The sequence below is a fragment of the Mycolicibacterium aromaticivorans JS19b1 = JCM 16368 genome (assembly GCF_000559085.1).
Taxonomy (GTDB): domain Bacteria; phylum Actinomycetota; class Actinomycetes; order Mycobacteriales; family Mycobacteriaceae; genus Mycobacterium; species Mycobacterium aromaticivorans.
In genome coordinates, this window is sequence record NZ_JALN02000001.1 from 2,516,614 (window position 1) to 2,529,954 (window position 13,341).

Here is a 13,341-nt window from a genome sequence, read left to right on the forward strand (position 1 = left end):
CAAGCGCGAAAGGCTATCTCGGCGGGTCGCCGCGCCACATGAAGCTGTTTACATATTTGCCCATGTCCTTGGCGATGTCGAGGTTCGCCGCTGACGGTGGCCCCGGCCCGTCGTCGGGGCCGAATTGGTGGAAGGGCCCCACCGCGCCGGCGACCAGAGCGAGATCGTTCTTGACCGCGACGATGATGATGATGCGCTGGTGCTGGGAATCAATCGCGGTGCCCTTCGGCCAGTCGTCGGCGACCTCGCCGTACCCCGGCTGGTACCCGAGGATCGCGTTGGGCAGCTCATAGGACGTCACCGCGTCGGGGAATATCTGGTTGAGCAGGTCGTTGGCCACTTGGCGTGCGTGGCGGCCCTTCGCCGGTTCACTGAACAATCGCAGGGTGCCTCCATCGCCGACGTTCAGCTCGGCGCGCACCCCGTTGGGTTCGATCGTCACGTCGTAGGCGGTTCCCGGCGACGGGTACGACACCGAGAACGATCCGTCGGGGGCGAAGTAGCGCGGATTGATGGCCACCGGCAGCCCGGTCGGCGGCCGGCCGCAGTCGGGTGGGCAGTGGTAGGTGGTCGCGGTGGGCGTGATGCGAGTCGCCACGACGCTGAGCGCCATCATCGCCGTGACGAGAACGATCACCCAGAGGCCGATGGTCACGAAGTATCCGGGGCCGCGCTGTCGGCGAGCTCGATAGTTGCCCGCGGGTACCGCATAGCCGGTGAACGAGTCGGCGGCGTCGGGGTCCGATGTCAGATCACTCATCGGCGCAACGACTTCAGGACGAGCAGCGCCTTGGTCAGGTTGTCGACGTTCGGCGTCCCGAGCCCGGTGATCATGTCGTAGCCGACTCCGACGGGTGTCACCGCGTTGGCCCCGAGATAGATGTCTCGGAAGGCGGGTACCTCGGCTCCGCCGGCGATGTCGTAGAGCAGCGGGTTGAAGTCGCCGAGCTGTTCCAAACCGCGCGCCGTCAGGAACTGGTTCATCACCGCGGCGATCCCGGCCCAGATCGGTGCGGCCTGCGAGGTGCCACCGCCCACGAGGAGCTGGCCGTTGAGCACGAATCTCACGCCGGTGAACGGGTCGGCCACCGCGGCGATGTCGGGCACCAGCCGCTTGTCGTGCGGGCCGGCGGGGGCTCCGGTGTCCTGCCACGACGGGCGGGCGAACAACACTGACGCGCCGCCGCCGCTGCCCTGGGTCAGCGGGACGTCGTACCAGCCTTGTTCGGCAAGCCACTGCCCCTGGGAATCGGTGGATAACGTCGTTCCCCCGACACCGGTCACCTCCGGCAACGAGGCCATCACGTCGACGCCGTAGTCGTCGGGGCTCGGCGGATCCGACCAGGTCTTGCCGCCTTTGCATTCCAGACCGGCCAGATCTCCGCTGGCGACGAAGGCCGTCGTCCCGTTGCGCTGGGCGCGGGCCAGCGCCGAGCGCACCGGCGCCAGGTCGGCGCGGGAGAGCAAGCGATCGCAGCCCCAGCCGATCGAGAAGCTCCACACCGCCCCCGGGTAGGTGCGGTCGACCTCCTCCATCAGCTTGCCGAGCTTGACGTAGGTCGCATCGCCTTCGGCGGTAGACCGGGCGTTGACCAGAACGATCCGCGCCGAGGGTGCGATCGCGTGGACGAACTGGACGTCCATGGTCGCCTCGCCGCGCCGCTCGGGCGGCATCCCGCCCATCACCTCGAGGGTGAATTTCGGCAGCGAGAACCACTCGGAGAACTTGTCCAGGTCGCGCTGGTCGACGCCGTCGAAGGTGAAGACGACGACCGTCTGACCCTTTCCGGTGTACCCCGCCGACGTCAGCGGGTTGATGTTGTAAGCGGTGAGCAACTCGGTGGGCGCGAGCCCCGCATTGGGGACGTCCAGCGGGGGGGTCGGCGGAACGCCTTCGTGTGACGGCGTGTATCCGAGAATCCGGCCCAGTTCAGTGACTTCACTGCTCAGCTGCTGCGGGACGATGGGCTGCTGTGGCGAGGCGTAGAACACCACCCCGTTGGTACGGCGATAGTCGTGCACAGCCACCTCGAGGGCACCGGCAATCGCTCGCGGGGTGCCTTCCACGACCGCCCAGGCGTCACCGTCGCGCCAGCCCACCGACAATCCGTGGGTGGCGGCCCATGCGGTCAGCGCCGTCGGCCGGGCGGCCTCCCGTAGTTCGGCGGTCAGCTGGACTCGCTGGGTACGCGCAGGACCGAGATCGGCGGCCTGGGCCAGCAGCCGGGCGAACGGCCCGCCGATCAGGTTGTAGGGCAGCGACGGCGTCGGGCGGTCTCCGGCGAAGACCACCATGACCACGGCGAGCGTCGCGAGCAGCGGTGTCATCCGGTATGCCCGGCAACGCCCTGGCCACATGCGTGTCATCAGCTAACCGGTCTACCACGACAACTTCTCGAACGGGGCGTCACAAGCCGAAACGATTGCACACTGATGCAGCCGGAGCGCGCTGGAACCGCGCATGCGATAACGATCTCCGCGGCCGCCGCGATGAACTGGGTATCCGAACTTCACTTGAGGTTTGTCGTCGAGGAGGTGGACGGTGAAGAAACTCGGTTCAGTGGTGGTCTGCACGATCACCGCCATCGGTATCGGCATCATCGGCGCGCCCACGGCCAGCGCGGGATGCCAGGGACTCTGGACACCGTGGGGCGGCGGCCAGCGCTGCGACGGGCCGATCGATGCGAACGGCTTCTTTCAGCGCTGCGAGACCGGGGGCGCGTTCGGATTCAACACGCCGCAGCAGTGCTACCAGGTGGACGCCAACAATCTGGGCAACAGCCAGCCCTGGATCGCGCCCTGATCCTCACAGCGGGATGGCCAACTGGCTCCGGATGAGCGGGGCGATCTTCTCGGCCATGTAGGCATGTCCCGCGTCGGTGGGGTGCACTCCATCGGGGCCGATCAGTTCGGGGTGGCCGACGAACCAGCCTTCGGCGATCGGATCGACGAAGACCGCGCCGACGGCTTTGGCCTGGGCACGCAGAATGTCGCGCTGGGCCAGCACCTCGCCCGGCGGGTCGGCCGTCGGCCACGGCGGCCCGATCACCAGGACCTTGGCTTTGGGCGCCACCCGCCGGGCGATCTGCAGGGTCTCCCCGACCAGCACCGGGTACTTCTGCATATCGGCGGGCTGGTCGTTGCGGGATCCGAAGAACACCACAAGGGAGTCGTCACGGTCGACGGCCCGCACGGTGAGATCCTCGAACAAGTTGCCATGGTTGCCGCGGATCCCGTAGCCGGCACCGCCCTCGGCGGCCACGTCGGCGTCGATCCTGGCGCCCTGACCGGCCAGCAGAAGCCAGGCGCGGGAGGTCCACGACTGCGGCCCCTGACCGCCCTCGTCGGTACCGGTCGTGTACGAATCGCCGATCACCGCGATCCGGCTGAAACCCGAACCGCGATTGGCCATTTCGTAAGTGAGGGGCGGGCGTGAATAGCCGACGACGGCAGCGAGCACCGCGACGGCCGACAGGCCGGTCGTGATGACGCGCACAAGTCCTTGCTTGCGGATCAATGACACCCCACTGAATCTCGTGCCCGACGCAGGCAGCCTACTGCCTCCGAAGGTGTTGTCGCACACCGACGCTGGCTTCGTTACTACCCGGCCCGCGCCGAGGACTGCGGAGGGCGGGTATCGCGGGCGTGGTCGATGGAGGCCAGCCGGCCGCCCTCGGCCCCCGGCGGGCCGGTGTGCTTGTCGTGCTTGACGTCGCGGAAGTCGACCATCCTGCGCATCCAGCGCCGGGCCGGTTCCTCGACCCCGTGGTAGAGCCCGATCGCGCCGGCCACGGCGGCCACGATCAGGCCGACGACGACGATCTTCTGAACCGATTTCGGAAGGTCGATCTGGTACTCCTGGACCGCCCAGTTCCACGAGGTGTGCACGATCTCGTGGACCATGTAGAGGCTGAACGAAATCTGGCCCCCGTACACCAGCAGCCGCGTGGACAGCAGCGCCGGCAGGGTGCCCACGCCGATCGCCAGCGTGACGACCAGAGGCATGAACAACACGTCGACCAGGCCGCCGGGGTCGATCATCCCAGCCACCGGGTTGGCGTCGTAGTAGTAGAGGATGCCGACCATCGCGGCGGTCAGCAGTACCGCGGCAATGCCCGAGATGTGCTGGCCACGCCTTCCGATCTGCAGCCGTCGCACGGCCGCGCAGGCCAGCGCGCCGGCCACGAATTGGGCCACGATTCGCGGCAGCCAGCTCCACGGGGTGTAGAAATGGCCGCTGGCCAGCAGCAGCAGAGTGGGCGGCAGTGCAGCAACGAAGGCCAGGAAGATCAGCATGCGGGCCCGGGTCACGCGCGCCATCCGGAAGATCACCAGGATGATCCCGCCGAACAGCAGGTAGGCCAGCCATTCCGCGCTGATCGACCACGCCGGCCCGTCCCAGCTGGTGCCGTCGAAGAACGGTTCGAACCAGAGCTGCACCATGAACAGCTGGCGCACATAGCTGATCGCGGTGAGCTTCTCGACGTCCGCCGACGGTGTGGCGCCGACGTGCAGCGTGAAGATGATCCACGCGGCGGCGAGGTGCATGGTCACCAGGTACACCGGCCACACCCGGGACAGCCGCAGCCAGAGGAAGTGCAGGGTGGCGCGCCCCGAGAAGTGCGTTCCCATCCGATCGAGATAGTTCCACGTCAGCACGAATCCGCTGAGGATGAAGAACAGGTCGACGCCTTGAGCTCCGGCGTTGAGCAGCGGCGCAAGGTCTTCCTTGAGTCGCGGTGAGGCTTCCCAGATCAGCGGCCGGAAGTGGAACAACACCACCCACAAGGCGGCGACGATGCGAAGACCGGTCAGCGCCTTGATTTCTCCGGTTCGCACAACACCCATTCCGAACCCATTCCGACTCTTGCTCTACGTTTCGACGCCACCTCGTCAGACGGGTCGGACCCCGCCGCCCCCGCGATTTCACCTGGCAGCCTATCAGCGCGGCCGTCGCCGGCCCGGTCTTGCAACGCTGTGGGGTTGCTGGAGGCGGCCCTGCCCGGCCGTTTGCTGGCTTGACGCAGGCCCACGGTTCCTTGCCGGTCCCTCGAATCAGGTTGCAGCCCAGCCACCGTCGACGCTGAGGACTACTCCGTGGATATTGGCGGCGGCGTCACTGGCCAGGAACACCACCGCGGCCGAGACCTCCTCCGGGGTGCTGACCCGCCGCGACGGCAGGCGGCTCAGCGTCGGCGCGATGTGGTCGGCGAATTCGGCCTGCCGATCGGTGCCGATCGGGCCGGGGGCCACCGCGTTGACCCGAACACCGTGCGGGCCGTACTCGTCCGCCCAGGACTGGGTGAACGAATGGATCGCGGCTTTGTTGGCGCCGTAGACCGCCGAGCCGCCGGCTCCACGCAGACCGGCGACCGAACCGATGTTGACGATCGTGCCGCCACCCTGGGCGACCATGCGCGGGGCCAGAACACCGGTCAACAGGAACGGTGCGAACACGTTGACGCCGAAGACATCTCGCAGTTCCTGCTCGGTGACGTCAGCGGTCGGCGTGGGCATCAGCAAGGTGGCCGCGTTGTTCACCAGGATGTCGATGCCGCCGCTCGCCTCGATGGCAGCGTCGGCCAGCTGGTTCGTGGCGGCACCGCCGGCTCCCAGATCGGCGGCGACGAAGGACCCGTCCCCACCTGCCGAACGGATATCGGCGACGACCGCATCGCCGCGGGTATTGTCCCGTCCGCTCACCACCACGAAGGCGCCGTCAGCGGCCAGGGCCTTCGCGATGGCGACCCCGAGGCCGCCTGTGGAACCGGTGACAAGTGCTCTGCGCCCGGCCAACCGGGTATCTTTTGGACTCATGAGTCCACATGCTTCGCCTTCAAAAATGGACCTGCAAGTCCAAAATTTGACCGCGAAGGGCCGCGCCACCCGACAGCGGATCATCGAGGGAGCCGCCGCCGAGATCCGCGCCCGCGGCGTCGCGCTGACCACCCTCGACGACGTCATGGTGCGCACTCGCACCTCCAAAAGTCAGCTCTTCCACTATTTCCCCGGCGGTAAGGAGCAGCTCCTGCTGGCCGTCGCGGCACTGGAGTCCCAGATGGTGCTCGACGACCAGCAGCCTCATCTCGGTGCGCTCACATCATGGGCAGCCTGGCAGCGGTGGCGGGATTCCGTCGTCGACCGCTATCGCAGGCAGGGCCAGAACTGCCCGATCGCGGTGCTGATGTCGGAGATCGGGCGCACCACCCCGGGGGCCGAGGCCGTCACCGCCGAGCTCATCGTCCAGTGGAGCGGCGCGATCGCGACCGGAATCCGGTCGATGCAGGAGCAGGGCAAGGTGGCCTATTCGGTGAACGCCGAGCGCGCCGCGGCAGCGTTGCTGGCCGGGATCCAGGGCGGGGTCGGCATCATGCTGGCGACCGGCGACCTGAGCTATCTGGAAGCCGCTCTGGACCAGGGCATCGATGCGCTGCGCGCGGCATGACACACCGGCGCTCAGCCGCCGTTCTGCGCCATCGCCCAGCACGTGACCGAATGCCACAGGTTGCAGGGGATGCCGTTCATCGTGGGGATCTGGTTGGGCTGGATGTTGGTGGTCACGTTGTCGGGGCCGATCGCCTGGGGGGCCTGACCACCTGCCGGCCCGGACGTGCACACCCCGGGGAATCGGCTCTGGACGGTCCCATTCGGGCAGTCGGCGGAGGCCGGTGCGGCCAGCACCAGCGATCCCGACGTGAGCGCCACCGCACACGCGCCGATGAGAAGTCGTTTCACAGTCACCTGATTCCGCCTCGAGCAGGCCTCGGGTCCAACCACTTAACCACGATATCGACGGCGCAGCCAGATTCGTTAGCGGTCACCAGCGACGACGCCGCTACGGGCTGAGCACGCCGGCGGCCGGCAACGGCAACGACGGCACCGAGGGAACGCCGTTGAGCGTGTTGAGTGCGCCCGACGCCTGGTTGGCGGTACTGAGCATCTGCATCAGCGGCCCGAAGTTCCCGTTGCCGAGTTCGGCCATCACCGCCGGGCACTGGGACCGGATGGCCTGCTCGGCCACGAACCCGGTCACCTGGGAGGCGAGGCCGCCGTGTCCGCTGGCCGTGGTGGCATTGGAAACCAGGCTGCTGCCCGGCTTGACCAGCATCGGGCAGATCTGCTGGCCGATCTGCACGATCAGCTGACTGATACCGGTCGAGTTCAGCAGGCTACTGACGCCCGCTGTGTCCGCGTGGGCAGGCGCCGGCCACGCGGCTACGGCAACGAACGTTCCTGCCATCACGGCCAGCGATCGCACTGCGAAGGCGGTGCCGCCGGTCGATTCACGATCGAAAGTGCGCACGGTCATATGGGTCCTACTCTGGCTCGATCGGCTCAAAGCACGAGCCACTGATGTCACTTCGGTAACAGTGGCTTACTCAGGTCACACTTTGGGCACGGAACCGTAAAGGTTCGAAGCCTATGCGTTTCCCCTACGCGATCTCGGCGCAGCGGGTGCGACACTTCCCGGTTTCGGCGACAATGTCCGGCCTGCCGTTACAGAGCATCGTTGATCTCGTTTTTCAGCACCTCGGCCTGGGTCCCGAAGACGGCCTGCACGCTGTTGCCGACCTCGATCACGCCGGCGGCGCCAAGGCTTTTCAGCCGGTTCTGGTCGACTTTGCCGGCGTCCACGACCTCCATCCGCAGTCTGGTGATACAGGCGTCGACGCTGCGCAGGTTCTCTCGCCCACCGAACGCCGCGATCAGCTGTTCGGCCTTGCTGTCGGTGACCGCGGGGGCGGTCGTCACCGCGCCCCCGACCGCCACGGCGGTCGCCGACTCGGCGCCTTCGCCCACGTTCGCCCGCTCCTCGGCGTCGAACTCGGCGTCGGGTTCACGGCCGGGCGTGCGCATGTTCCATCGGGTGATCGCGAAACGGAACAGCAGGTAGTACACGGCGAAGAAGACCAGGCCCATGACGATCAGCAGCGGGATGTTCTTGGCGGCGGGCGCGGTGCCGTAGAGGAGCAGATCGATCAGACCGGCTGAGAACGAGAAGCCCAGGTGGATGTCGAGCAGGTAGGCGATGGCCAGCGACAACCCGGTCAGAACCGCGTGCACGACGTAGAGCGGGAACGCCACGAACATGAAGGCGAACTCCAGCGGTTCGGTGACACCGGTGAGGAACGCGGTCAGCGCGGCGGCGGACAGGATGCCGAACGCGACCTTTCGTTGTTTCTTGTTCGCCACGTGGATCATTGCCAACGCCGCGCCGGGCAGGCCGAACATCAGGATCGGGTAGAAGCCCGACGTGAGCAGGCCAGCGCTGGGGTCACCGGCGGCGAACCGGCTGAGTTCACCGGTGACCACATGCCCGTCGCCGCTCGGATAGCTGCCGTAGATGAACCACACGTACGAATTCAGGATGTGGTGCAGACCCAACGGGATCAGCATGCGGTTGGCGAAGCCGTAGACGAACGCCCCCAGCGCACCGGCACCGCCGATGAAGTGGCCCAGTCCGGTGAGCCCGGCGTCGAACATCGGATAGAAATAGCTCATCGCGAAGGACACCACGAGGCTCGCCACCGATACGACGATCGGGACGAAGCGGCGACCACCGAAGAAACCGAGGTACGGCGGCAACGTGATGGTGTGGTACTTGTCGAACAGCCACGCGGTGAGCAGACCGACCACTATCCCGCCGAACACGCTGTAGTTGATCTGCGCCTGTTCGCCGGCCTTGTCGAGTTGTCCGGCAAGCACGAACGGCGACATCGTCTTGAAGACCGCCTGCATCACCAGATAGCCGACGACTGCTGACAGCGCCGTCGAGCCGTCGGCCTTGCGCGCGAAGCCGATCGCGACACCGACGGCGAACAGCAACGCGAGATTGTTGAACAGCGCTCCGCCGGCTGCGCTCATCGCCTGGAAGAACGGGCCGATCACCGGCGCCTTGATCCGCCCCAGCAGGTCGTCCTGGCCGAGCCGCAGCAGGATGCCTGCGGCCGGAAGTACGGCGATCGGCAGCATCAAGCTCTTACCGAGCCGTTGCAGCTGCGCGAAGCCCGGTATGCGCAGCCCCGACTTTTGCTGTGCGCCTGAGCCTTTGGTGGTTTCACTCATGGCCGGCCGGCCTCCCGTCGTCGCAGCACAGCCGAAGCTTAGACAAATCGCCGGAGGTGAGGCGTTGTTTCCGCCGCGGCTAGGTGGGTCAACTCTCTATTGTCTTCGACAATGAGCACAACGTCCGTCCACGCGCCGGTATCCGGGCGTGCTATCGCGCTCGGCGACGTACCCGATCCCGTTTTCGCCCAAGGCATGGTGGGCTTCGGCGCCGCAGTCGATCCGCCACACGACGTGATCGATGCGGTGGCGCCGGTCAGCGGCCGCGTCCTGAAGCTGATGCCGCACGCCTACATCATCATCACGGGCGAGAATGTCGGCGTCCTGGTTCATCTCGGGCTCGATACCGTCACCCTGCAGGGGGCGGGATTCAGCGCCCACGTCAGCGAGGGCGACACCGTGACCGCCGGCCAGCCGATCATCACCTATGACGTCCCGTCGGTGGTGGCAGCCGGGTTGAGCCCGATCGTTCCCGTCGTGGTGATGGACGAACGTGAACCCGGCAACGTCGTGGTGAGCGGCGACGTCACTCAGGGTGCCGAAATCGCTTCGGGAGCCCTACTTTTCACTGCCAATAAGTAGGGTCTGATGGAAGTTGTCATTCTCCCCGACACCGCGGCGATCGGCGCGCTGGCCGCCGATGCCGTCGAGGCGCTGCTCGCCCGCAAGCCGACCGCGGTGCTTGGACTGGCCACCGGCTCGTCCCCGCTGGCGATCTACGACGAGTTGGCCGCCCGGTGCGACGCGGGCCGCATCTCGTTTCGGCGAGCCCGCGGCTTCACCCTCGACGAGTACGTCGGATTGCCGGCCGATCATCCCGAGCGCTACCGCACCGTCATCGACACGGTGTTGGTCTCGCGCGTCGACTTCGCGGCGGGCGCGGTGGCCGGCCCCGACGGGTTGGCCGAAGACATTCCGGTGGCGTGCGCCCAGTACGAGGCGGCCATCACCGCAGCAGGCGGCATCGACCTGCAAATCCTGGGCATCGGCACCGACGGCCACATCGGATTCAACGAGCCCGGGTCGTCGCTGGCGTCGCGCACCCGGATCAAAACGCTGACGCGCCAGACCCGAATCGACAACGCCCGCTTCTTCGACGACGACGTCGACCAAGTCCCGACCCATTGCCTAACCCAAGGGTTGGGCACGATCATGGCGGCCCGTCACGTCGTGCTGGTGGCGCTCGGCCGAAGCAAGGCCGAGGCGGTGCATCAGCTGGTGGAGGGGCCGGTGAGCGCGATGTGGCCGGCCACCATCCTGCAGCATCATCCGCACGTGACGGTCCTCCTCGACGGCGGTGCGGCGCGACGTTTGCAGCTGGCCGACTACTACCGGGAGACCTACCTGTCCAAGCCGTCATGGCAGGGCATCTGAGTGCTGATCACCGCTGCCACCTTGCTGACCGGCCGAGAATTGTTGCGGCCGGGCTGGATTGAGGTGTTCGGCGGGTCAGTGCGGGCGCTGGGCGCGGGTTCGCCGCCGCGAGCGGCCGACCGTGAGCTGGGTACCGTGGTGCCCGGTTTCATCGACACCCACGTCCACGGCGGCGGCGGGTCCGATTTCTCCGGGGCGACTTCGGATGACACGGCGACCGCTGTGGAGCTTCACCGCAGGCACGGCACCACGACCCTGATCGCGTCGCTGGTGTCGGCCGGACCGGCCGAACTGTTGCACCAGGTCGAGGTACTCGCCGGCCATGTGCGCGACGGCACGCTCGGCGGGATTCACCTCGAAGGCCCGTGGCTGGCCACGCAACGCTGCGGAGCGCACGACCCTGCGGCGCTTCGCGATCCGGACACCGGCGAAGTCGACACGCTGCTGCAGGCCGGCGCCGGAGCCATCCGGATGGTCACTCTCGCACCGGAGCGCCCGGGTGCGCTGGCCGCGATCGAGCGAATCGTCACCGCGGGCGCGGTGGCCGCTGTCGGACACACAGAGGCGACCTACGAGCAGACCCGCGCGGCGATCACAGCGGGCGCGACGGTCGGCACGCATCTGTTCAACGCGATGCGCCCGATCCACCACCGCGAGCCGGGCCCGGTGATCGCGCTGCTGGAAGACCCCCGGGTGACGGTGGAGTTGATCGCCGACGGAGTGCACGTCGACGCCGCGCTGTACCGGCACGTGGTCCGTGCGGCCGGTCCCGACCGGCTGTCGCTCGTCACCGACGCCATGGCGGCGGCCGGGGTGAGCGACGGCCGGTACCGGATCGGCCGAATGGACGTCGAGGTCGCCGACGGCGTGGCCCAGCTGGCCGGGACGACGACGATAGCGGGCAGCACCGCCACGATGGACCGGGTGTTCCGATTCGCCGTGGCCAACAGCGGGCTCCCCCACGACGAGGCACTGTCACTCGCGGTGCGCCAGTCGTCGCTGAATCCGGCTCGCGCACTGGGGCTTCCATGTCCAGAACTCGTCACGGGCGCACGTGCCGACCTGGTCGCGCTGGACACCGACCTCGCGCTCACCGACGTGCTGTGCGGCGGCGCGTGGGTTCCGCGCTGAGCGCGGCGAACGTCTGTTCGATTTTTTGTCGTACCCCGGGTGCATCGTGTCTCCTACGCCGTCGAACTGACGAAAGGGGCCCAGCATGTGCTGGTTGTGCGATCACCCGGACAACACCGTTGCCGATTATCTCGACGAGGTCCGCGCCAAGATCCTGCGACGAGGCTGGGCAGTGCAATACGTCGAGTCGCCCCGCATGCCGTTCGCCTACACGGTCGGCTTGAGCGACTACGACGTCCCCGAGTTGCTGATGACGAACGTGTCACCGCAGCGGGCCGCCCGCCTGCTCAGCAGGTCGGCCGAGCTCGTGGTGCGCGGAGCCGAGCTGACCGCCGGTCAGCAGTTCACCCTCTGCGGCGGTCCGATGCTCGAGGTGGTCGAGGTCGAACATCCCGACGCACACATGGGTTTCGCGACCGCCCTGTACGGCAGGGAGATTCGTGCGTTGCAGCTGGTCTGGTCGGATGGTCGCGGCCGGTGGCCGTGGGCCGCGGACTTCTGTGATCGCGAAAGCCGGCAACCGGTGTTGGGGGTGCGCACCAGGGCTGCGTGAATTCTCGCCGATCACAAAGCAATTACGGCAGGCGTGCCAGACCGTCTCGACACCGGCCGCATTGTTACCTTGCTGCTCGTGAGGAACCTTGTGCACCGCGCGACCCGCTGGGTGCAGCGCGTGGGCGTCCTCACCGCGACGGTGCTGCTGGTCCCTGGCACGGTCGGCCTGACGGGTCAGACCGCACCTGCCGCGGCCTACTCCCGCTCCGGCTTGCCGGTGGAAGCCCTCGACGTTCCGTCGCCGGCGATGGGCCGCACCATCCGGATCCAATTCCAGGGCGGCGGCGCGCACGCGGTCTATCTGCTCGACGGCTTGCGCGCCAGGGATGACGAGAACGGCTGGGACATCAACACCGCCGCGTTCGAGTGGTACTACCAGTCCGGGCTGTCGCTGGTGATGCCGGTCGGTGGCCAGTCGAGCTTCTACAGCGACTGGTATCAACCGGCAGCCGGGTCCAGCGGGACGCTGACATACAAATGGGAGACATTCCTGACCCAGGAGTTGCCGGCGTGGCTGGCGCTGAACAAAGCGGTCACTCCGATCAACAATGCGGTGGTGGGACTTTCGATGTCGGGCAGTGCGGCGTTGACGCTGGCGATCTGGCATCCCCAGCAGTTCATCTTCGCGGGCTCGCTGTCCGGTTTCCTCAACCCGTCGCTGGGGCTGTGGCCGACCCTGATCGGGTTGGCGATGAAGGACGGCGGCGGGTACCGCTCCACCGACATGTGGGGACCCTCCAACGATCCGGCCTGGCAGCGCCACGACCCGATGGTCAACGTGGCGAGACTGGTCGCCAACGGCACCGCGGTGTGGATCTATTGCGGGACGGGAGCACCGTCGGAACTCGACAACACCGACGATCCGACATTTGGCGGGCTGTTCACCGCCGGGTATCTGGAAAACATCACGTTGAACACCAACAAGGAGTTTCAGCGCAAGTATCAGGCCGCCGGCGGCCGCAACGCAGTCTTCAACTTCCCGCCCAGCGGCACGCACAGCTGGGGGTACTGGGGCGCGCAACTGCAAGCGATGAAGGGTGACCTGCAGCGAGTGCTGGGAGCGACGCCCACCGGCTAGCCTGCGCTGATCCCGGTGCGCCACAACGTTCATCACGTTGCCATCGCCGATCGCGAACGAAGAACCGCCGAACAGGAGGCAACCACGTCATGCATACCGTCGTGTTGGTAGACAGCAGAACCGCGAGCGCGCTTGCC

Annotated in this window: 15 protein-coding genes; 7 read left to right on the forward strand and 8 right to left on the reverse strand. The window is 67.2% G+C overall.

The window, feature by feature from the left end; translation table 11 throughout:
- Positions 1-13: 13 nt before the first annotated feature.
- The gene (locus tag Y900_RS12205; RefSeq protein ID WP_051660020.1) at positions 14-760 is read right to left on the reverse strand and encodes a hypothetical protein; all 747 of its coding nucleotides are present in this window, start codon (positions 758-760) and stop codon (positions 14-16) included.
- A complete protein-coding gene (locus tag Y900_RS12210; RefSeq protein ID WP_036342054.1) occupies positions 757-2,328 on the reverse strand; it encodes a S53 family peptidase in 1,572 nt (523 codons plus the stop codon). Before Y900_RS12210 ends, Y900_RS12205 begins: the two co-directional genes overlap by 4 nt.
- Positions 2,329-2,542: 214 nt before the next feature.
- Between Y900_RS12210 and Y900_RS12215 the strand changes: the two genes are divergently transcribed.
- Positions 2,543-2,803, forward strand: a complete 261-nt coding sequence (locus Y900_RS12215; protein WP_036342055.1) for a CDGP domain-containing protein — start codon at positions 2,543-2,545, stop codon at positions 2,801-2,803.
- 3 nt (positions 2,804-2,806) lie between these two features.
- Here Y900_RS12215 and Y900_RS12220 read toward each other — a convergent pair whose 3' ends face one another.
- The 3 genes from Y900_RS12220 to Y900_RS12230 all read right to left on the reverse strand — a co-directional run bounded on the left by Y900_RS12220 (position 2,807) and on the right by Y900_RS12230 (position 5,817).
- The gene (locus Y900_RS12220; RefSeq protein ID WP_420329813.1) at positions 2,807-3,487 is read right to left on the reverse strand and encodes an Rv0518 family GDSL lipase; all 681 of its coding nucleotides are present in this window, start codon (positions 3,485-3,487) and stop codon (positions 2,807-2,809) included.
- Between the two features lie 113 nt (positions 3,488-3,600).
- Entirely contained in the window at positions 3,601-4,848 is a 1,248-nt protein-coding gene (locus Y900_RS12225; RefSeq protein WP_036342056.1) for an acyltransferase family protein, read from the reverse strand.
- A 207-nt stretch (positions 4,849-5,055) separates the two neighbouring features.
- On the reverse strand, positions 5,056-5,817 hold the full coding sequence (locus tag Y900_RS12230) for an SDR family NAD(P)-dependent oxidoreductase (RefSeq protein WP_036342057.1): 762 nt from the start codon (positions 5,815-5,817) through the stop codon (positions 5,056-5,058).
- A gap of 25 nt (positions 5,818-5,842) precedes the next feature.
- On the opposite strand from Y900_RS12230, the gene Y900_RS12235 reads away from it, so the two are divergent.
- Positions 5,843-6,445, forward strand: a complete 603-nt coding sequence (locus tag Y900_RS12235) for a TetR/AcrR family transcriptional regulator (protein WP_036342058.1) — start codon at positions 5,843-5,845, stop codon at positions 6,443-6,445.
- A gap of 11 nt (positions 6,446-6,456) precedes the next feature.
- Here Y900_RS12235 and Y900_RS12240 read toward each other — a convergent pair whose 3' ends face one another.
- The 3 genes from Y900_RS12240 to Y900_RS12250 all read right to left on the reverse strand — a co-directional run bounded on the left by Y900_RS12240 (position 6,457) and on the right by Y900_RS12250 (position 9,066).
- Entirely contained in the window at positions 6,457-6,741 is a 285-nt protein-coding gene (locus Y900_RS12240; RefSeq protein ID WP_036342059.1) for a hypothetical protein, read from the reverse strand.
- 94 nt (positions 6,742-6,835) lie between these two features.
- Positions 6,836-7,309: a DUF732 domain-containing protein gene (locus Y900_RS12245; RefSeq protein WP_036342060.1), complete on the reverse strand. Its 474-nt coding sequence runs from the start codon at positions 7,307-7,309 to the stop codon at positions 6,836-6,838.
- 188 nt (positions 7,310-7,497) lie between these two features.
- Entirely contained in the window at positions 7,498-9,066 is a 1,569-nt protein-coding gene (locus Y900_RS12250; protein WP_036342061.1) for a PTS transporter subunit EIIC, read from the reverse strand.
- 111 nt (positions 9,067-9,177) lie between these two features.
- Between Y900_RS12250 and Y900_RS12255 the strand changes: the two genes are divergently transcribed.
- From Y900_RS12255 to Y900_RS12275, 5 genes are all read left to right on the forward strand, one after another.
- Positions 9,178-9,648 (forward strand): PTS sugar transporter subunit IIA, encoded by a 471-nt coding sequence (locus Y900_RS12255; RefSeq protein WP_036342062.1) that lies wholly within the window; start codon positions 9,178-9,180, stop codon positions 9,646-9,648.
- Positions 9,649-9,654: 6 nt separating this feature from the next.
- The gene (gene nagB / locus Y900_RS12260; protein WP_036342063.1) at positions 9,655-10,440 is read left to right on the forward strand and encodes a glucosamine-6-phosphate deaminase; all 786 of its coding nucleotides are present in this window, start codon (positions 9,655-9,657) and stop codon (positions 10,438-10,440) included.
- On the forward strand, positions 10,441-11,571 hold the full coding sequence (gene nagA, locus Y900_RS12265; RefSeq protein ID WP_036342064.1) for an N-acetylglucosamine-6-phosphate deacetylase: 1,131 nt from the start codon (positions 10,441-10,443) through the stop codon (positions 11,569-11,571).
- A gap of 85 nt (positions 11,572-11,656) precedes the next feature.
- On the forward strand, positions 11,657-12,124 hold the full coding sequence (locus tag Y900_RS12270; protein WP_036342065.1) for a DUF4262 domain-containing protein: 468 nt from the start codon (positions 11,657-11,659) through the stop codon (positions 12,122-12,124).
- A 141-nt stretch (positions 12,125-12,265) separates the two neighbouring features.
- Entirely contained in the window at positions 12,266-13,204 is a 939-nt protein-coding gene (locus tag Y900_RS12275; protein WP_051660375.1) for an esterase family protein, read from the forward strand.
- Positions 13,205-13,341: the final 137 nt, after the last annotated feature.